At 66.0% G+C, this 18,426-nt stretch carries 18 protein-coding genes; 12 read left to right on the top strand and 6 right to left on the bottom strand.

What is annotated here, in order from left to right; translation table 11 throughout:
- Positions 1 to 2: 2 nt before the first annotated feature.
- Complete coding sequence (locus ACOOF5_RS15285) at positions 3 to 662, top strand: hypothetical protein (protein ID WP_420440657.1); 660 nt, start codon at positions 3 to 5, stop codon at positions 660 to 662.
- A gap of 385 nt (positions 663 to 1,047) precedes the next feature.
- Positions 1,048 to 2,655 (top strand): HNH endonuclease, encoded by a 1,608-nt coding sequence (locus tag ACOOF5_RS15280; RefSeq protein ID WP_420440655.1) that lies wholly within the window; start codon positions 1,048 to 1,050, stop codon positions 2,653 to 2,655.
- A gap of 66 nt (positions 2,656 to 2,721) precedes the next feature.
- On the opposite strand, the gene ACOOF5_RS15275 is transcribed toward ACOOF5_RS15280, so the two are convergent.
- Positions 2,722 to 3,492 (bottom strand): glucose 1-dehydrogenase, encoded by a 771-nt coding sequence (locus tag ACOOF5_RS15275; RefSeq protein ID WP_420440653.1) that lies wholly within the window; start codon positions 3,490 to 3,492, stop codon positions 2,722 to 2,724.
- A gap of 273 nt (positions 3,493 to 3,765) precedes the next feature.
- Here ACOOF5_RS15275 and ACOOF5_RS15270 point away from each other — a divergent pair, with 273 nt between their 5' ends.
- A complete protein-coding gene (locus ACOOF5_RS15270) occupies positions 3,766 to 4,776 on the top strand; it encodes an LLM class flavin-dependent oxidoreductase (protein WP_420440651.1) in 1,011 nt (336 codons plus the stop codon).
- A gap of 74 nt (positions 4,777 to 4,850) precedes the next feature.
- Positions 4,851 to 5,534, top strand: coding sequence for a VOC family protein (locus tag ACOOF5_RS15265; RefSeq protein WP_420440649.1), 684 nt, complete (start codon positions 4,851 to 4,853; stop codon positions 5,532 to 5,534).
- Between the two features lie 352 nt (positions 5,535 to 5,886).
- Here the strand turns inward: ACOOF5_RS15265 and ACOOF5_RS15260 are convergent, their stop codons facing one another.
- A complete protein-coding gene (locus ACOOF5_RS15260; RefSeq protein ID WP_420440647.1) occupies positions 5,887 to 6,195 on the bottom strand; it encodes a hypothetical protein in 309 nt (102 codons plus the stop codon).
- A gap of 9 nt (positions 6,196 to 6,204) precedes the next feature.
- On the opposite strand from ACOOF5_RS15260, the gene ACOOF5_RS15255 reads away from it, so the two are divergent.
- The 8 genes from ACOOF5_RS15255 to ACOOF5_RS15220 all read left to right on the top strand — a co-directional run bounded on the left by ACOOF5_RS15255 (position 6,205) and on the right by ACOOF5_RS15220 (position 13,994).
- Positions 6,205 to 6,507: a hypothetical protein gene (locus tag ACOOF5_RS15255; RefSeq protein WP_420440645.1), complete on the top strand. Its 303-nt coding sequence runs from the start codon at positions 6,205 to 6,207 to the stop codon at positions 6,505 to 6,507.
- A gap of 69 nt (positions 6,508 to 6,576) precedes the next feature.
- Positions 6,577 to 7,617 carry a hypothetical protein gene (locus ACOOF5_RS15250; RefSeq protein WP_420440643.1) on the top strand — a complete coding sequence of 347 codons (1,041 nt, stop codon included), beginning with the start codon at positions 6,577 to 6,579 and terminating at the stop codon, positions 7,615 to 7,617.
- A 36-nt stretch (positions 7,618 to 7,653) separates the two neighbouring features.
- Positions 7,654 to 8,496, top strand: coding sequence for a dioxygenase (locus ACOOF5_RS15245; protein WP_420440641.1), 843 nt, complete (start codon positions 7,654 to 7,656; stop codon positions 8,494 to 8,496).
- A 42-nt stretch (positions 8,497 to 8,538) separates the two neighbouring features.
- A complete protein-coding gene (locus ACOOF5_RS15240) occupies positions 8,539 to 9,444 on the top strand; it encodes an FAD binding domain-containing protein (protein WP_420440639.1) in 906 nt (301 codons plus the stop codon).
- The gene (locus ACOOF5_RS15235) at positions 9,444 to 9,935 is read left to right on the top strand and encodes a (2Fe-2S)-binding protein (protein ID WP_420440637.1); all 492 of its coding nucleotides are present in this window, start codon (positions 9,444 to 9,446) and stop codon (positions 9,933 to 9,935) included. The genes ACOOF5_RS15240 and ACOOF5_RS15235 overlap by 1 nt, the downstream gene beginning before the upstream one ends.
- Positions 9,932 to 12,238, top strand: a complete 2,307-nt coding sequence (locus ACOOF5_RS15230; RefSeq protein WP_420440635.1) for a xanthine dehydrogenase family protein molybdopterin-binding subunit — start codon at positions 9,932 to 9,934, stop codon at positions 12,236 to 12,238. The genes ACOOF5_RS15235 and ACOOF5_RS15230 overlap by 4 nt, the downstream gene beginning before the upstream one ends.
- 29 nt (positions 12,239 to 12,267) lie before the next feature.
- Positions 12,268 to 13,854 carry a hydantoinase/oxoprolinase N-terminal domain-containing protein gene (locus ACOOF5_RS15225; RefSeq protein WP_420441009.1) on the top strand — a complete coding sequence of 529 codons (1,587 nt, stop codon included), beginning with the start codon at positions 12,268 to 12,270 and terminating at the stop codon, positions 13,852 to 13,854.
- Positions 13,851 to 13,994: a hypothetical protein gene (locus ACOOF5_RS15220; RefSeq protein WP_420440633.1), complete on the top strand. Its 144-nt coding sequence runs from the start codon at positions 13,851 to 13,853 to the stop codon at positions 13,992 to 13,994. Before ACOOF5_RS15225 ends, ACOOF5_RS15220 begins: the two co-directional genes overlap by 4 nt.
- Here ACOOF5_RS15220 and ACOOF5_RS15215 read toward each other — a convergent pair.
- The 4 genes from ACOOF5_RS15215 to ACOOF5_RS15200 are packed head-to-tail and all read right to left on the bottom strand — an operon-like array spanning position 13,976 to position 18,345.
- The gene (locus ACOOF5_RS15215; protein WP_420440631.1) at positions 13,976 to 15,064 is read right to left on the bottom strand and encodes a DUF917 domain-containing protein; all 1,089 of its coding nucleotides are present in this window, start codon (positions 15,062 to 15,064) and stop codon (positions 13,976 to 13,978) included. The genes ACOOF5_RS15220 and ACOOF5_RS15215 overlap by 19 nt on opposite strands.
- Before the next feature lie 35 nt (positions 15,065 to 15,099).
- A complete protein-coding gene (locus ACOOF5_RS15210) occupies positions 15,100 to 16,200 on the bottom strand; it encodes a phosphotransferase enzyme family protein (RefSeq protein WP_420440629.1) in 1,101 nt (366 codons plus the stop codon).
- Complete coding sequence (locus tag ACOOF5_RS15205; RefSeq protein WP_420440627.1) at positions 16,193 to 17,473, bottom strand: aspartate aminotransferase family protein; 1,281 nt, start codon at positions 17,471 to 17,473, stop codon at positions 16,193 to 16,195. The genes ACOOF5_RS15210 and ACOOF5_RS15205 overlap by 8 nt, the downstream gene beginning before the upstream one ends.
- On the bottom strand, positions 17,470 to 18,345 hold the full coding sequence (locus ACOOF5_RS15200) for a phytanoyl-CoA dioxygenase family protein (protein ID WP_420440625.1): 876 nt from the start codon (positions 18,343 to 18,345) through the stop codon (positions 17,470 to 17,472). Before ACOOF5_RS15200 ends, ACOOF5_RS15205 begins: the two co-directional genes overlap by 4 nt.
- Between the last annotated feature and the right edge of the window lie 81 nt (positions 18,346 to 18,426).

Raw genomic sequence — 18,426 nt, 5'->3', positions numbered from 1 at the left:
AGGTGCCGATCGTGGTCGGTTCCGACGCGGCGGCGCAGTCGGACATCTACAGCGCCATCACTCTTGCTGGAGTGGTGGGAACGGATTGTGTGATCCTGGCTGGGTCGCGCGACAGTTCGATGCCTGCGAGCCAGCAGGCGCGGTTCGGTGATGCTGCTGCGGCGGATGGCTACGTGGTACACGGCGCGGCTGCGGTGCCCGACGCGAAGCTCGCCGGGCGTCACATGACGCGTCTGGGTGGCACGACTCGTTGGGAAACGGCGCACCTCGCGGGCCAGCGTGCCAGCAGCGATATCACCGCAGGCACCGATACCGCGGCCGAGACGATCCAAGAAGAAGGCCAAGACGGCGGGGGCTCCGAATCGGATGAAGAGGTGCCTGTCAAAGACTCTGAACAGAATAACTCGGAAACAGTGTTTCTGAAAATCAACGCCAATCCTGTATTGGTAGCAGAGTTGTGGATGATAGATGATTTTGCAAAAGGTTATGGCTTCCATGCAACCAATGAAAGCGGGACTGGATACCGAGAATGCCACGACTCGGAAGATTCCCAAACGCTTGTATGGATGATACAAGCCTTCTACGGAGATGACTGCAATTTCATACTTCTCGAAGGATGTCAGAGTTTAGCTGGATCCCAGATGCAAACCTTGCAAACGTGAAGGGTTTGCCCTAAGGGTTGGACTCTCGCTAGGAGACAGCTGATTTATTCGGTTTCGGCACCTACGGCAAGTCTCTGACCTGCGGTCTTGCTTGGCCCAAAAGGGCGATTCGGGAATTGCTCAGCACACTCCGAGTTCGGCAGTCAGAGGTCATTCATGCTTCCATCATGACTACCGAGGATGCGAGGGAGGGTACGCATATCACCCTGCCAGTGAAGCGAACTCCTAAGGAGAACCCGCTAACTATTGGGATTGAGGACAGTTCCTGGCTACTATTAAGTTCTACCGTTCGCTGCCACGGCCTCTCGGATCTACAGCAGTAATCGGCTGCAATTGATGCGGGTAAGTATTTGCAATTAACGGCGTATGTGTGTATGCTTCTCTTATGTTCGCTGAGCAGCGTATAGAGGACTCGCCCAGCGGTAACTCGGCTGTCTTTGATGGGAACCCGGCTGATGTTTCTGGTGTTTGTGACGCAATCGCCGCTGGTGATCGTTCGGCAGCGCAGGGCGACGACCGGGAGTACTGGGCCGAACAGAACCGGGCCGCAGACCGCGAGCGGGCTGCGGCCGCGGGCGCTGAGCGGGGCGCGTTCATTGATGCTGATTGCGTGTCGGAGATGGGCTTGGAGTTGTTGGCCCATGACGATCTGGTGGACCGTGTCGTGGAACTGGCCGCCGAGCGGTCTCGCGCCGAGGCGCGGTTCTTGGCGGCGGTGGGCGAGTTGGTGTGCCGTGACGGTGCGCGGTCGGCTGCGTGGCAGCTGCGCGAATACACCCGCATGAGCACCGCGCAGGCGCGCACCGAGACCCGTTTGGCCGAGGCGCTGACGGACCACGATCTGGGCGACACGTTCGACGCGTTGGCGGCGGGCGACATTCATGTCTCTCACGCGAGGCTGGTCGCTCGGGAGGCCCCCAAGGAGCACAAGCTCGATGAGAGCGATCTGCTGGAGCTGTGCGAGGCGTATCCGTCGGACATGATCGCTCGGCGCACGCTCGACTATCGGCGTCAATATGAGATCGAGCAGGTGCAGGCCCAAGTCGTCAGCGGCGAGATCGACCCCGCCGACGCGGAGCTGGCTTTCCAGCGCGCCGAGCGTCGCTGCTCGCTGGTGCTCGGCGATGACGGAATGTGGCATCTGCGTGCCGACTTGGACTACCTCGCCGGCCGGCAGGTGAGCTTGCAGCTCGCAGCAGCCGAAAGAGCCGTGCGCCGGCGCGATGACGCAGCCGACGACACCTTTGCTCAGCGCAGCGCCGACGCGTTGTGCGACCTGATTCTGGGCCGTCAGCGTCCGGGGGCCAGCTTGGTGATCGCGGCGGACTACGACATCGCCTCTGGACGCCTCGCGAATGCTCGCCTCGACGACGGCACGCCGCTGTCGGCGGCACAGCTTGGCGAGCTGGCTGCTGACGCGAAGATCCTGCCTGCGATCTTCAGCAGCGACTGGAGCCAGCTCGCCTTGGACCGGGTGCGCAGCGCTTCTGAGGCGCAGCGGATCGTGCTGGCCATCCGCGACGGCGGCTGCATCGCGTGTGCGACCCACTCAGAACGGTGTCACGCCCATCACATCGACCACTACGAAGACGGCGGCGACACCGACATTGCGAACCTCGCCAACCTGTGCGAGCCGTGCCACACCGACCACCACCAACGCCGCTGGCCCATCGAAACCCCGCCCGATGGACGACCCCGCCGAACACCCCCACCTGACCGGCCCAGCCGAGGAGTCGCTGCAGACCCACCCAGCCGACCACCCCCGGAACACCGGCCCCGCCCAGGCACTCCCGACAACCGGACCGACCGAACGTCGCCTGCCGACCGACCCAGCTCGCCACCGCCTGACGATCGGGCTGACCCAACACCGCCCGATGACTGGCCCGGCCGAATGCCGCCCCCCGACCGCACCGCCGAACCGGCCCGTCGAGACCCAGCCGAATCATCCGGACCCCTCAGCACCTCGCACGACGAACCAGCAACCGCAGCCTGACCGACCCGCTGCAATCCATGGGATGCCGCCGGTCGAGATGATGCGGTGCTGCGTTGGAAGGGCGGTCTACTCGGGGGTGACGTAGGCCGCGGTCAGGCCTCCGTCGATCTGGAGGTTTGCGCCGGTCATGTAGGAGGAGTCGTCTGAGGCCAGGAACAGAGCAGCGGCCGCCATTTCGTCGGCCTCGCCGAAGCGGCCCATCGGCACATGCACCAGCCGTCGGTGCTTCTTCTCGGGCGTGTCGAGGAACGACATCAACATCTCAGTGCGCAGCGGCCCGGGGGAGAGCGCATTGACCCGGATGCTCTCCCGAGCGTGGACCACCGCAAGTTCCCGGGTGAGAGCCAGCACGGCGCCCTTGGAGGCGGTGTAGGCGATCTGCGGTGTGGCAGCGCCGACCGACGCGACAAACGAGGCGGTGTTGATGATCGACCCGCCGCCGCGGCGCCGCATCGCCTCCACGGCGTATTTGCAGCCGTAGAGCACGCCCTTCACGTTGACGTCGAAGGTGCGGTCGATCGTCTCGTCGGTGGTCGCCACGGCGTCGGTGTCGGCGTCGAGCATGATCCCGGCGTTGTTGAAGGCCACGTCAAGTCCGCCGTACTCGTCCTCGGCACGGTCGAAGGCGGCCGCAACGTCGGATTCCACCGAGACGTCGGCACGCACCGCTATGGCCTCGCCGCCCGCGGCGCGTACTTCGGCGACGGTGTCGTCGTTCGAGGCAGCGATGTCGACGGCGACGATGCGAGCACCCTCGGCGGCGAAGCGCAGAGCCGTCGCCCGCCCGATGCCACTGCCCGTTCCTGTGATCAGCGCCACCTTGCCCTGCAGCCTCATGGCAGCCCCCTTCAACCGACACCGACTTCACGGGCCATTGTCCCCGACTCCCGCGCCCGTTCGTCGAGAGCGCCATCATCTAAGGACTCGAGCCAGTAGGCACAGATGCCGTAGCGGTGGCGGCGGCAGGAGACTCTGCGACGTTGCGATCTGCCGGATCGCTGGAGCGGAGGGTTCTGCCGCCTCCACCGCGGGCCCAGCTATCCGCCCGGCTTCTCAGCCCTGCCGTACGTCGGCACGGCCGAGCGAGCGGCACGCCAGTACTCTCGCCCCGTGCGCTTCGGCATCTTCGACCAGCTGGAACAACCCGGCGACGTGCCGTGGCACGAGCTGTACCGGCACCGGCTCGACCTGCTGGTGCGGGCCGAAGAGGCCGGCGTGTGGGGGTGGCACAAGTCTGAGCACCATCTCATCCCGCTCGACGCCGCACCCAGCATCAACGTGTACCTCGCTGCAGCAATCGAGCGCACCAGCCGCATTCGCATCTGCTCGCTGGTGCACCTGCTGCCCTTCTACCACCCGATCCGGCTGGCCGAGGAGCTGTGCATGCTCGACCAGCTTTCCGAGGGCCGGTTGGAGTTCGGCTTCGGCAAGGGCATCAGCGTGCCCGAGCACCTGCTGTGGGGCCTCGACCCCGACGACGCCATCGCCAAGACCGACGAGTCGCTCGAGCTGATCCTGGCTGCCATGCAGACGAAAGGAAACTTCAGCTTCGAAGGCGAGTTCTCTTCGTTCAGCGATGTGCCGATCGAGTTCGAGCCATACCAGAAGCCCTATCCACCGATGTGGCGGCCGGGCCAGCTTGACACCGCCGCAGAGATGGGCGTGCGCACGATGGCCGCCGGGCCGCTGGCGGCAGTGGCGGCCAGCACGGCTCGCTACCACGAGCTGCTCCGTGACGACGGCATCGGCAGGCACCACTCGCCGATGATCGGCGGACTGCGCCGATTGGTCGTGGCGCCAACCGATGACGAGGCCGACGAGATCGGACGCCGGACGTGGGCTGCGTTCACCGAGCACCTGACTCGGCTCTTCCGTCGCTACGAGATGATCCCGCCGAACGACCCGACGCTCGGCGGCGATTACGACAAGGCGAAGCAATTCGAGGCGGTCGTGGTCGGTTCGCCACAGACCATCCGTTCGGTTTGCGAACGGTTTGCCGAAGAGGCAGGCACCGACTACTTCGTCGGTGTGTTTGCGTGGGGCGATCTCACGAACTACGAGGTGGACCGCTCATTCGACCTCTTCGCCGAGCACGTGGTCGCCCCGATGGCGACTTCCTGAGCGCGCTCAGATTATTTCCCCTGAATCCCCAACGCCTATAGTCACGAGAGAATTGAACTTTGGGGACGGCTCGAATGACTGCACTACATCCCAACGGCGTGAACCACCTCGCGCTTTCCACTCGCGACATGAGGGGTCAGCTGGAGTTCTGGTGCGACGTTCTGGGGTTGCCGCTCAAGGCCCTGTACTGGATGCATGGCGTGGAAGGCACCTATCACGGTTTCGTAGAGCTGGCACCCGACAGCTACGTGGCATTCGTCCAGCACCCCGACAACGCCAAGGACATTGAGCTGGGCGTCACCCACGCGGGCGGCCCCGGCGAGCCGGTCACCGCTGGCACCATGCAGCACGTCGCCTTCAACGTCGACGCGTTCGAAGACCTGATGGCGCTGCGGGATCGCATCCGTGATCGTGGCGTGCAGGTGTTCGGGCCGATCGACCACGGCTTCATCCAGTCGATCTACTTCGCCGGCCCCGAGGGACTGGCGCTTGAGGTGGCGTGCGGATCGGCAATTCCGGCCGAGCAGTGGGTCGACCCCGAGGTGCAGGATCTGTGCGGCATCTCCGAGTCCGAGCTGCAACGGCTGAAGCACCCGGCGGAATACACCCGTCCCACTGAGCCTGTTTCGCAGCCGTCATCCGACACGGGCATGCCGCGGCTCATGCCCGTAGACCACTACGACATGGTCATGAGCCTGCCCGACCAAGTGGTGTGGGACAGGATGAGCGAGACCACGCCGCCAGTGGCCGCCGACTGAAGGCTTCGCCCAATTCGCTGTCTGGCACCGCCGGGACCAACGTGCTGTCCGGATCGCGACAGACCTGACGAACACGTTCACGGAGCCTGATGCGCCTCTTTTCTCATCGGAAGCGCTCAGCGGCGGCTGGACCGCTGCCCACCGAATTGCTGCCTCGGCTAGCCCCCGGATCGCTTGACGCGACAACGCGATTGCCCGACTCGCCGCCCGCGCCGGCCACACCCGGAGAGTGGGGCGTGGCGCACGTCTTCGACGACATCGTCGACGTCTTCACGGCGTGCCGGACGGGGGACGTGCTGGCCGCGCCTGCACCTATGCCCAGCGTCGGGGCCGCAGTTGACAACATGCGCGGTTACTGCTTCTTCCTCGACGCCGACCTTGCCGGCATCTGCGAACCGTCGCCGGGGTGCTGGACTGCCGAGCCGATCGAGGGCCATCGCAACGCCATCGCAATCATCGTCGGGCACGGGCGACCGATCCGACCCGGCGAGCCGGGATACGACTGGATCAGCGGCGCGCAGTCGATGCGGGCGTATCTGCGAACGTCGGTCATCGCCAATGCCATCGCCGCACAGATCCGCCGGCTCGGGTACGCCGCGCAGGCCCACACGGCGGCAGACGACGAGATCAACCACATCCCGCTGCTGCTGTCGGCGGGCATCGGCGAACTGTGTGGATCGCCCGCCTCGACGACAAGCTGGGTCGGGGAGAAATCAACCAAGCCAAGAAGTGGTGGGTCGACATCGAGGTGCTCGAGAACACTCCAGTCGAGCCGCCGAAGGGAGCAAACGTCCGCGGCCTCAACCTTGAGCGCAAGCCACGAGACGAATCGGGCTTCGCACTGTTCCCGCCCGAGATGGCGCCGCCAGGACCCGACGGCATGGCCCCCTTCCCGCTCGATCGTGAGGCAGGTATCACAGCGTCGCAACAAGCGGAGCGGCCCGAGGCTGCGCGAGAGCGTGTCCAGCGCTGAACCGCTCAATCCGGCCATGCGACTGACACCGGGCAAGTCAGCCATGACAGATCCACAGAAGGGAATCCAATGGCAGAAGTCCGAGGCGCCCACCTAGTCGGGAGTGCCCCTGTCACCGAGCCGCAGCAGCTGTTCGAATTGGTGAGCGACCACCTCGCCGCGCACCTGCGACGCGTGCCTGACGGCGAAGTCGGCGAACGAGACACCTGGATCGCCTGGCAGTTTCCCAAGCTGAGCGAGTGCCCACAACTCGAGATCCGGTCGGTCACCTCGGCGTACCTGGATCGCGATGTTCCTCTGCACGAATTGATCGATGGAGCAGGGCCGCTCGAACTTGTCGACTTGGGCTATGCGGACGCAGCGCTTGAGTCCTGGGAGAAGTTCGCGGCCGCACAGGAAGCGGGAACGCTGCCCTGTTCGGCGCGCTTCATGGTGGGACTGCCGTCGCCGCTCAGCGTCGTCACTATGTACGTCGCACCGTCGTCCCGCCCAGCTGTGTTCGAAGCGTGGACAGCGGCCATGGAAGCCCAGTTGGCTCGCATCCTGGACGGCATCCCGAACGACCGCCTGGCCATCCAGTGGGAAGTGTGTATCGAGTTCGGGGTCCTCGAAGGCCTCTGGGGCTATCTCGACACGGACGCCAGTGGGATCGACACCTGTGACGGCATCGGGGAACACATCGTCTATCTCGGAGATCTCGTGCCCGACGAGGCCGAGATGGGGTACCACTTCTGCTACGGCGACGCCGGCCATCAGCATTTCGTCGAGCCCTCGACCACCGAGCATCTTGCCTGGGCAGTTCGCACGGTGCTGGGCGGTGTGGAGCGAAACGTCGACTGGGTCCACATGCCCGTGCCGAAGCAGCGAGACGACGTTGAGTACTTCCAAGCGCTCGGTGCAGTGGAGATCCCTCAAGAGACCGAGTTGTATCTCGGATTGGTGCATGCCACGGGTGGGCAAGAGGGCACCCGCCGCCGTATCGCCGCAGCGTCGCAAGTCATTCCGCTGTTTGGGCTCGCCACCGAGTGCGGCATGGGCCGGCGCCAGCTCGACACCATCGGCCCGCTCCTTGACCAGCATGCTGCCCTCAGCGAACCCTGGACGTCGTGACCTGCCCGCGGAGCGAGCGTCCAACAGGGGGAATTCATGACGGATAACAGCGCACAGGCAATGACGCCCGAAGCCCACCTGGCCGACGTCCTGACGGCGTATGACAACTCGCCAAACCCGCGGTTGGCCGAAATCACCACATCGCTTATCCGGCACCTGCATGAGTTCGTCGTTGAGGTCGGATTGACCCGTGAGGAGTGGTTCGCCGGCATCGAGGCGTTGACCCGCACGGGCCAGATGTGCGACGAGCAGCGGCAGGAGTTCATTTTGCTTTCCGACACGATCGGCGTGTCGATGCTTGTCGAGATGATCAATCACGTCGCAGCGGAAGGATCAACCGAGCCCACCGTCTTTGGGCCCTTCCACGTCGAGGGAGCACCGCATCGCGAGATGGGCGACTCGATCATCACCGATTCCATGGACGGCGACCATGAGGTCACCTACGTCGGTCGGGTACTCGGACTCGACGGCGAACCCATCGAGGGCGCCACGCTCGACGTGTGGGAAACCGCGTCCAACGGTTTCTACGACGTGCAAGACAGCGGCCAGACCCCGATGAACATGCGCGGCCTCTTCACTACCGGCAGCGACGGCCGCTACGAGATCAGGGGCATTCGCCCGGTGCCGTACCAGATCCCTGGCGATGGTCCAGCGGGAGATCTGCTGTTCGAGAACGGCCGCCACAACTGGCGCCCTGGGCACATGCACTTCGTAGTTGCCGCTCGCGGCCACAAGACGGTGATCACGCACCTGTTCGACTCCGCCAGCGACTACCTCGACAGCGACGCCGTGTTCGGCGTGCGCGACTCGCTTGTTGTGGACATGAGCGGCGACCGCTGCGAGTACGACTTCGTGCTCGAGGCGCTGCCCGCCGCATAGCGGGACGAGGGTTACCATCGCCCCGATTGAGGGGCACCCGTCTTGAAGCGCCCTCACGGATGGGGCCAGGGAGGTGCGGCGGTGCAGTTCTGCAGGGTCCGCAGCGTCGCCGAGGCAGTCGACGTGCTGAGCCGCTGGGGCAGCGAGGGCCGCATCCTGGCGGGCGGAACTGACGTGATGCCGCAGTACCTGCGAGGCGAGAGCGCCCCGGCAGCGCTGATTGACATCAGCGGCATCGACGGCATGCAGGGGATCTCCGACGTCGGCGGGGCGACCAGCGTCGGCGCTCTGGTCACGCTGCGCAGGCTCGCCACGGCCTCGCTTATCGCACTGCGGCATCCGGCGCTGTCCCAAGCGTCCGCGGCGGTCGGGGCCTGGCAGACCCAGACAGTGGCCACGGTTGGCGGCAACGTGTGCACCGCGGCGTCGTCGGCTGACACCCTTCCGGCCTTGCTGGTCTCCGATGCTCAGCTGACGCTGGTTTCGAAATCGGGCCGGCGGCGAATGGACTTGGGCGAGTTTCTGGCGGGAGCGGGCGCAACGGCATTACGACCGACGGAGCTGCTGCGTGCCATTGAGCTGGAGCCCATCGGCGAGCGCTGCGCCGAGGGATACCTCAAGGTGGGGCGTCGCAGTGCCATGGACTTTGCAGTCGTGGGCCTGGCGCTGCGGCTGTCGGTGACTCCGAGCGGAGTCGTGAGCGGCGCCCGCATCGCGGTGTGCGGCGGGACTCGTGCGCCGCACCGGGTGCCCAGCGCCGAATCTGCAATCGTAGGTACGCGGCTGGATGACGGCCGAGTCGACTGTGCGGAAGCCGGCGCAGCGCTCGCGAGCGCCGCAGCACCCGAACGGACCGAAGCAGCGCGGTACCGGCGGCGGGTGTTCGGCGGTTTGCTGAGCCGGCTGGCGGATCGCTGCGTCGCGGAGATTTCCGGAGCGAGCGGCTGATGGCTCGCGCTGCGGGCGAGCAGTCCGTCTCGATCCGGCTGGTCGTGAACGAACGGCCCCATGTGATCGACGTCGACGCGGGGGAGACCCTGCTGGGCACCCTGCGGGAGCGCCTCGCTCTCGTGGGGCCGAAGGAAGCCTGCTGCGAGGGCGAGTGCGGTGCCTGCACCGTCTTGGCGGATGGCAGTCCGGTGGCGTCGTGCATCGCGGCCTCGGGCTCCATGGATGGCCGTACCATTCGCACGGTCGAAGGGCTTGCCGGTTCGGGTGAGCTCACGCAGCTGCAGCAGGCCTTCGTGAGCCATGCCGCAGTTCAGTGCGGCTATTGCACGCCCGGTGTGCTGATGGTGCTCACCGCCTTGCTTGACGACGTGCCGGAGCCCTCCGAGGCTGACATCCGTCGGTCACTCGCGGGAAACATCTGTCGCTGCACGGGCTACCAGCAGATCGTCGACGCCGCGCTCGACGCTGCCCGGGCGGTGTCGCCGTGAGCGGGCTCGGCGCCAGTCCTGCGCGCAGCGACGCCGACGCGAAGCTGCGCGGTGACGCGGTGTTCGGCGCCGACCTTGTGCGCCCGGGGATGCTGTGGGCGGCACTTGTCCGGTCGCCGGTAGCTGCTGGACGGATCCGCGGCATTGACGCTGAACCGGCGAACAAGATCGACGACGTGCTGGAGGTGTTGACGGCGGCCGACGTACCGGACTGGCGCACCGGCGTGATCGTGTCTGATGCTCCGTTCTTGGCTGCCGACTACGTCGCCTTTGAGGGAGAGCCGTTGGCAATCGTGGTCGCTGAGAGCCGGGCTGCGGCCGAGGCCGGAGCACGCGCCGTCGTCGCCGACATCGAGCCGGTCGAGCCGATTTCCACCCCGGAGCAGGCCCTCGCACCAGGCGCTCGTCTGGTCCATCCCGACTGGAATCGCTTCGCGGTGGCCGGCGGCGCCGATATCGGGCGCGATGGCAACGTGGTGGCAGAGGTGGTCCATGATCCCGGCGATCTTGATGCGGCATTCGCTGCGGCAGATCTGGTGGTGGAGGGCACCTACCGGACGCCTCGGCAGTATCAAGCGCACCTTGAGCCCAAGATGGCGCTGGCAGTGTTCGAGTCGGGCCGTTACACCATCGAGGTTTCTCACCAGTACCCGTTTCGCCTGCGAGACCGGATCGCTCAAATGCTGGCGGTCAGGCCATCGTCGTTGCGGGTGGTCGGTCACCACATCGGCGGTGGTTTCGGCGCAAAGCTCGATGTGAGCGTCGAAGCGTTCGCTGCACTGCTGGCCCAGCGATACCGCCGCCCCGTTCGCATGCAGCACAGCGCTCTCGAAGAGCGCCTGGTGGCGCCATGCCGGGCCAACGCGCTGGTGTCGGTTCGTTCTGCTGTGGGGCGCGACGGCACGATCCTGGCAACCGAGGTCGAGATCGTGTCCGACAGCGGTGCCTACGCCAACAACGGTCCCGCGCTGTCGTCGATCCCGATGTTCGTGTTCGGCTCGATCTACCGGGTAGGCACGGCTCGGATCCGGACCCGCAACGTGTACACCAACACGGCGCCCACAGGTGCCTACCGGGGAGTGAACGGACCCTGGCTGGTGTTCGCCAACGAGCGCCACATGGATGCCATTGCGGACGCGCTCGGCCGCGATCGCCGGGAGTATCGGCTGGCATCGTTGGCTCAAGACGGCGAGCTGATGCGCAACGGGCAGCCGCTCGAAGAGGTCTCGATCCTGCATGAGGCCTTTGAACGAGTCGACGAGCTCGCACCCTGGCACGCAATTGCGGAGCGCACAGCAGCATCGAAGAGTTTGGGCAATGGCGTGCTGCGCGGTGTCGGTCAGGCTGCGGCGGTCTGGCTGACCAACCCGATGCCGGGTCATGCCACGGTGAAGCTGAACGAGGACGGCACCGCGACGGTGATCACCTCGGCGACCGAAAATGGCTCCGGCGCCGTTGCGACCGGCCTGCGGCAAATCGCCGCCGAGGCACTCGGACTCGCTGCGGATGATGTGATAATCACGATGCCCGACACCGACGCGACCGGCTACGACGCCGGGTCACAGGGCAGCCGCATCACCCATGTGGTGGGCCGGGCCATTGCCGACGCCTCAGCGGAGGTGCGACGCCAGGTGATCGACCAGGCATCGCACATGCTCGAAGCGGCCCCCGAGGACCTCGAGATCGCCGAGAGCGTCGTGACGGTCGCGGGTGTGCCCGCTGCCAGCGTGACTCTCGGTCAGGTCGCACAGGCAGCCACATGGTCCGAAGGGCCCATCGCCGCCGGTGCCTCCTACGTCACCCCGACACCGCAGCACGATCCCATGTGTGCAACCGGCATGCTGATCAAGGGTTGGCCGACGCCCACGTATCACCTTCACCAGGCTGAGGTGAGCGTCGACCCGGTCACCGGTCAGGTCACCGTGGATCGCTACGTGGTCTGCCAGGAGGTCGGGCGGGCGATTCATCCTGCCGCCCTTGCCGGTCAGATCCAGGGCGGCGTCGCGCAGGGCTTGGGCTTTGCGCTGAGCGAGCGCGTCGATATCGACCACGGCCGCTATGTACAGCGGACTTTCAAGGAACACGGCCTGCCGCTGGCCGCCGACGTGCCGAAGGTGGAGATGATTGTCATGGAGCACGCAGACGCTGCCGGCCCCTATGGAGCGAAAGGTGCCGCCGAGCCACCCGTCGTCCCGGTAGCGGCTGCGATTGCCAATGCGGTCTCCGACGCCGTCGGCGCACCGATCGACACGCTGCCGATTACCCCCGCAGACGTGCTCGACGCTCTGGAGCGGGCTCAGTGAGCGGTGCAGATTTGCCGCCGGCTGCGCCCTTGCGTATCGGCGTCGACGTCGGGGGCACCAACACCGACGCGGTCGCCATGTCCGCCGAAGATGTCGTCGGCTGGGCGAAGGCAACAACGACGCCGGATGTCACCGACGGGATCGTGACGGCGGTGCAGTCGCTGCTCGGCGAGCACGATCTGTCTCCCGATGCGATCAGCGCCGTCATGATCGGCACGACGCATTTCACCAATGCGCTGGTGGAGGGACGCCGGCTGGTCCCCACAGCCGTGGTGCGTCTCGGACTGCCGGCCACCAAGGGACTGCCGCCGTTCATCGACTGGCCCGATCGGCTCCGGGAAGTGCTGGGCGATCACGTCTATCTCTGCCACGGCGGTCACGAATTCGACGGTCGACTCATCAGTCCGATCGATCACGACGAGCTGCGTGCCGCGGCGCGGGACATCGCCTCGGCGGGCGTGGGTTCGGTGGCGGTGACATCGGTGTTCTCACCGGTTGACGCCAGCTTCGAAGCCGAGGCTCAAGAAGTCTTGACAGAGGAGGCACCCGAACTCGACATCAGCCTCTCGAGCGAGATCGGGCGCCTCGGGTTGCTCGAACGCGAGAACGCAGCGATCGTGAACGCGTGCCTGCGCCCGCTGGCCGAACACACCGTCGCGGGGCTCGCGAGAGCGCTGGTCGAGCTCGGCCTCGACTGCCCGCTGCACGTCAGCCAGAACGACGGCACGCTGATGAGCGCTGACTACGCCCGTCGCTATCCCGTGGCGACGTTCGCCTCCGGTCCTACGAACTCGATGCGCGGCGCAGCCTTTCTGAGCGGTATCCGCGACGGTGTCGTCGTCGATGTGGGCGGCACTACCTCCGACATCGGCGTGCTGGTGCACGGCTTCCCCAGGGAAGCGTCTACGGCAGTCTCGGTTGCAGGAGTGCGCACGAACTTCCGCATGCCCGACGTGATGTCGCTGGGACTGGGCGGGGGAAGCTTGGTTCGATCTCGCAACGGTCTCCGCAGCGAGGTGACAGTGGGCCCCGACAGCGTCGGCTACGAGCTGACCGAGCGGGCACTCGTATTCGGCGGCGACGAGCTGACGGCGACCGATGTGGCCGCGGCTGCGGGCATGGCTGACATCGGCGAGGCGGCTTCAGTCGGCGAGCTGAATCCCGCGCTCGTGAGTGATGCAGTCGAATGCATGCAAGACATGCTCGCCGAGGTCGTCGAGCAGATGAAGACCTCCGCGGACCCGGTACCGGTCGTGGTCGTGGGCGGCGGGGGAGTGCTGGTGCGCGACGGCCTCGCGGGTGCATCGGAGACCATCCGCCCGAGCCATTTCTCGGTCGCCAGCGCGATCGGTGCCGCGATCGCCCAAGTCGGCGCCGAGACCGATCGGGTGTACTCGATGGCGGAGATGACCCGTGACGAGGCGATGGCCGAAGCCCGCTCGGCCACCGCCCAGCGTGCCGTCGACGCCGGCGCCGACCCGGACACCGTCGAGATCACCGACATCGACGAGATCCCGCTGACCTACCTGCCGTCGAACGCAATCCGGATCCGGGTCAAGGCAGTGGGGGACTTGGCTTCGGTCAACGGCCCATCGAACGAGGGGACGCGAACATGAGCGCTGAAGGATCGATCGGCCTCATTCTGGGCAGCGCGATTGCTCCCGAGGCCATTGCAGACGCCGCAGCACAGGCGGAGTCGAGCGGCTTCGACGAGATATGGCTCGTTGCCGACTGCGCTCAGACTGCGGGGACGTAGTCGGCATCGATGCCGAAGGAGTGCGGCCCAACGACGTCCAGCGCCTCGGGCGTGCGCAGCAGATCCGGCGCTGGCAGCACCAGCACGTCGGCACGAACACCGAACCGGAGGAGCTCGGTCGTGATCGGCTCTCCGGTATCGGTGGTGACCAGCGTGATGAGGTCGGGCACCATCACCTTGGGCTCGTCGTCCTCGTAGATGGCGAGGTTCTCATTCTGAAAGTCGATGCGGATGGTGCGCCCGGCGTCGTTGCCAATACCCGCCACGGTCATCTGACCGCGTGCAAACCCTGCCGCGTTGCGCCGGTGCACGTCGGTCACCTTGCCGCGCAGGTATCGCTTGCCCCCGGCGACGCCCAGGATCGCCTCGCTGGGGTCGTCCTTGACCTCACGGGCATGATGCACCGCATGGCCGATGTCGCTGGCCAGGCGCAATGTGTTCGGGATGATCGAGCGGCGGCAGTACGCGCCGTCCATCACGGCGGACGCCAGTCCGGTGTGAGCTCCCATCTCGACGGTCGCTGCGCGGGCTATGCGCTCGAGCCACTTGGCGTCGGGCACTTCGGCGATGACGACCTGGCTGCCACGCTCGTCGGCGATGGCGGCGGGGTACGGGCTGCCGCCGTAGATCAGGTAGGTGATCATCTGCAGCTCTGGGAATGCTCGCCCCATGCCGTCGCCGTTCACGATGGGGATGTCCATCGCTGCGGCCACCACCATCGGCACCATCGAATTGCTGCCGCCCATCTCGAACGGTGCGATGGCATCGAACTTGCGGCCTAGGTGGCTCTCGAGCGCCCTGGCGGCCACCGTCTCCTCGTCGCCGCCAGCCAACTTCTCGTTGCTCACCATCGGCGAGCCCATACCGCCGACCGCAACCAGCAAATCGTCGTCGGCAATCTCGTCGGGCTCGATGACCCGAACCCGACCACCGTTGCGCATCACCTGCAGCACTCGCAGTCGGCCGAGGTAGGGATTCCCGCCGCCGCCAGTGCCCAGCACAGCTGCTCCCAGCGCAATCGGTGCGAGATCAGGCTCGGTGATCTCCCACACGGCATCCCTCCTGCTCACCGCGACGCAGCGACTGCCGACGCTACCCCGCTCTGTCAGATCGGTCCGTGGCCGGCGGGAATCTCAGAAACGACGGTCGCTGTCGATGACTGCGGTGTGTCCTCCGAGGAGGTCGGAGTCGGCGGGTTCTTGAGCAGGCGCTCGCAACCAGCAATGACACCCTTGCGGAACATCTCGAGTTGGCCGTCGGGCCACGGAACCTCAGGCCGAGCGGCTCTCCAACCGAGGATCGCCATGCCGCGGATGAGTTCGAACATCGGCACGAGGGCCAGGTCGTCATCGCTGATCGGGCGGACTGCTCGGTAGCTGTGCAGGAACGCTTGCCGCGCAGCACGGAAATCCGATGTATCCCGGGAATGGAACATCGCCACAGCGATGTCGTACTGGTGCCACCCGAAACCGGCGTCGTCGAAGTCGATCACGCTCAGTTGCCCGTCGCAGGTGAGCAGGTTGGCCAGATGCAGGTCGGCATGAATCATGCTGAAGGTCCGGCCCGGCTCGCCATAGCGGCGGAGCCGTTCCCGGCAGTGATCGCGAGCGGCGATCAACAGCTCTCGCTCGCGCTCTTCGAGCACCGGGTTCTCCCAGAACGGACCCCAGAAGGGAGCATCGCCGAGCAATCCGTCCAAGTCCAGGCGATGTCGCCGAAACGATGGCGGCGGCGTCCAACTGGCCGCCTGGTTGTGCATCGCTGCCATCAGGCCGCCGAGCTGGCCGAACGGCTCGGCGATCTCGATCGGTCTCGCCGCATCGGCGTTGCGGTCGTGGGCGGTGAGCAGCTCGCCGACGATCTCTCCTGGCGCCCAGACGTTGAGCCCGACCTGACGGACCTCGCGTCCATCAACCTCGACAGGGACGAAGTAGCGACCGTCGGGTGCGTTAACAGGCGTCGGCACCGAGATACCGCTGCTGCGAAGTGCCTCCAGCCACACGCGTTCGGAGTTGAGCTCGTCGAGAGTGTGGTAGCCGGGCCGGTGTAATCGCAGCACGTAGGCCTCTGCGGAGCGGTCGTCGTCGGCGCGATACGTGACGTTCTCGCTGATGCCCACCAGTTGCAGGCGGGCAGACCCGATGCCGAACGCGCGCAGTGCCTCGCGGGCGGCTGGTTCGTAACGGGCAGCTAACCCGTCAGCCATCGATTTCGGTCAGCACTGCGTCGAACGCAGCCAGGAATTCGGCGGCGTGTGACTGTTGCAGGACGAGCGGCGGACGCAGCTTCAGCACGTTGGCGTATTCACCGGCGTTCGAAGCAAGCACGCCTTGGTCTTTCAACCGGTCGGAGAACTCCAGCGCCCGTGATCGGTCAGGCACCAGCTCGCCCTCCGGCTCCACCATCTCCACTCCGATGTACAGGCCGTGGCCCCGGACGTCGCCGATCCATGGGCATCGTTCGGCGCGTTCGTTCAGTGCCGCTCGCAACCCGAATCCGAGCTCTGCGACGCTCGCGGCTAACCCACGCTCCTCGATCTCGTCGATGACGGCGTGCCCGACCGCAGCTTGCAGCGGGCTCGCGCCGTAGGTGTTGAAGTAGCGGGTCTCGCCGCGGAAGCGCTCGACCAGATGCCGGTCGGCGACTGTGGCCGCGAGCGGCAGGCCGTTCCCCATGGGCTTGCCCATCACGGCAATGTCGGGCTCGAAGCCGGTCAATTCGTAGCCCCACCAGCGACCGGTCCTGCAGTAGCCGGCCTGCACCTCGTCGGCGATCACCAATCCGCCGGCGGCTCGCACGAGATCCGCAGCCTTCGCCATGAAGTCGCCCGGTATGTCCGGCAGGCCTTCATTGGCCTGGATCGAGCACAAGATGACGGCGGCGACGCCGGCACCAGACGACTCCAGCCGTTCGATGGCTGTCGCCAGCTCGTCGAGGTAGGCGTCGGCGAGTGCCTGCTCATCCAGCCCTGCCCGGATCGGACGCAATTGCTGGGGATACGGGAAGGTCGTCACGTCGGGGTGGTCGTCGGGCCTCATCGCCGCCCGACGCAACGCGATCACCGCTTCGGTATTGCCGTGGTAGGTGGCATTGGTGGCGATGACACCGCGGCGTCCGGTTGCGATGCGAGCCATAGCCATCGCCACCTCGACGGCTTCGGTGCCGGTGCAGGTGATGACAGCGCTCTCGATCCCGTCGTGATGCAACGCCACCAATCGCTCGGCGAAGCTGACGATGCCCTCGTGCAGGTACCGGCTGTGCACATTCAGCGTGGCCTGCTGGGCAGCCATCGCCTCTGCCACGCGGGTATTGCCGTGGCCCACGCAGGGCACGTTGTTGTACATGTCGATGTAGCGGCGGCCGTCCGCGTCGAAGAGCTCGACGCCCTCGCCTCGCACGATGTGCAGCGGCTCGGTGTAGAAGAGCTGTGCGCCGGTGCCCAGCGCCCTCTCACGTCGTGCTTGAAGCGACTGGCTCACTCCACAGGGTTCAGCAGCGCGGAGTTGGAATGCTTCGAGCCCGGCTTGCGGCCCAGCACCATTTCCGGTGTGAGCAGGTCGACCGGCCCGGGCATGCCGTGTGGGTCGGAGTAGTAGCCCAGCGCATAGTTGCCCATTGAGTACCCCATCAAGTCGGCCAGCTCTGGGTCGAGCTCCTTGGCGACTTCGGGCGGGCAGGACAGGAACTGGTTCTCCTCGGTGCGCAGCCAGCCGAGCGTGTAGGTGATGTTGATGCCGGTGCGGTCGGCATCGCTGCGGTTCTCGCCACCCCCGTGGATCACCGAGCCCGAGTACAACAGCACGGAGCCGGCACCCATCGCAGCCTGGGTCTTCTCGTCGTCGGCGGCTCGACGCTCCTCGTCCCACCCGGGACTTCCCGGCACGATCCGAGTGCCGCCGTTGGTGGGTGTGAAGTCGGTGACGGCCCACATGGTGTTGAACTGAGGCTCGATTTCACCGGGGATGTAGCCGCCCCATGCCAGGCGGTCGCGGTGCAGCGGCTGGGTGCCCTGGCCCGGCTTGATGTTGATGACCTGGGTCAGGTGCAGCTGGATCTTGTTCGTATACGGGCTCAGGAACCGGTTGGCCAAGCTGATGACTTTGTCGTGCATGACCAGCTCACGGCAAGCGGCCGAACGAGCTACCAGCGCACCGGTGCGGGTGGTGTTGTGGCCCGAGAAGTTGTCGAGCCCGCCCGGCGTGCGGTCGATCCAGGGTCGCAACTCGGTTTCGAGCCGCTCCACCATGTCCAGATCGATGGCGTCTTCGATGATGGCCCCGCCGTCGATGCGTACCACCTCGGCGACTTCGTCTTCGTCGCTGTCCAGCGTGAAACGGGCAAGCTCAGCCATGCCCCAACAGTACGCGCCACAGTCGGCAAGTGCCGTCGGGGAGCGTCGCTGGCCGACGGGTGTGCTTGGGAGCCGCGCGGT

This window comes from Candidatus Poriferisodalis sp., from assembly GCF_965214215.1.
Lineage (GTDB): Bacteria > Actinomycetota > Acidimicrobiia > Acidimicrobiales > Poriferisodalaceae > Poriferisodalis.
Note: the sequence above shows the minus strand (reverse complement) of the source record. Positions and strands in the feature narration are given on the sequence as shown.

What these genes read in the sequence shown, in the direction of transcription:
- ACOOF5_RS15220 (WP_420440633.1), top strand. Translation starts at nt 13,851, where the DNA reads ATGAGCGCTGAAGGATCGATCGGCCTCATTCTGGGCAGCGCGATTGCT.
- ACOOF5_RS15275 (WP_420440653.1), bottom strand. Translation starts at nt 3,492, where the DNA reads ATGAGGCTGCAGGGCAAGGTGGCGCTGATCACAGGAACGGGCAGTGGC.
- ACOOF5_RS15265 (WP_420440649.1), top strand. Translation starts at nt 4,851, where the DNA reads ATGACTGCACTACATCCCAACGGCGTGAACCACCTCGCGCTTTCCACT.
- ACOOF5_RS15245 (WP_420440641.1), top strand. Translation starts at nt 7,654, where the DNA reads ATGACGGATAACAGCGCACAGGCAATGACGCCCGAAGCCCACCTGGCC.
- ACOOF5_RS15235 (WP_420440637.1), top strand. Translation starts at nt 9,444, where the DNA reads ATGGCTCGCGCTGCGGGCGAGCAGTCCGTCTCGATCCGGCTGGTCGTG.
- ACOOF5_RS15250 (WP_420440643.1), top strand. Translation starts at nt 6,577, where the DNA reads ATGGCAGAAGTCCGAGGCGCCCACCTAGTCGGGAGTGCCCCTGTCACC.
- ACOOF5_RS15280 (WP_420440655.1), top strand. Translation starts at nt 1,048, where the DNA reads ATGTTCGCTGAGCAGCGTATAGAGGACTCGCCCAGCGGTAACTCGGCT.
- ACOOF5_RS15260 (WP_420440647.1), bottom strand. Translation starts at nt 6,195, where the DNA reads ATGCCCGCCGACAGCAGCAGCGGGATGTGGTTGATCTCGTCGTCTGCC.
- ACOOF5_RS15200 (WP_420440625.1), bottom strand. Translation starts at nt 18,345, where the DNA reads ATGGCTGAGCTTGCCCGTTTCACGCTGGACAGCGACGAAGACGAAGTC.
- ACOOF5_RS15210 (WP_420440629.1), bottom strand. Translation starts at nt 16,200, where the DNA reads ATGGCTGACGGGTTAGCTGCCCGTTACGAACCAGCCGCCCGCGAGGCA.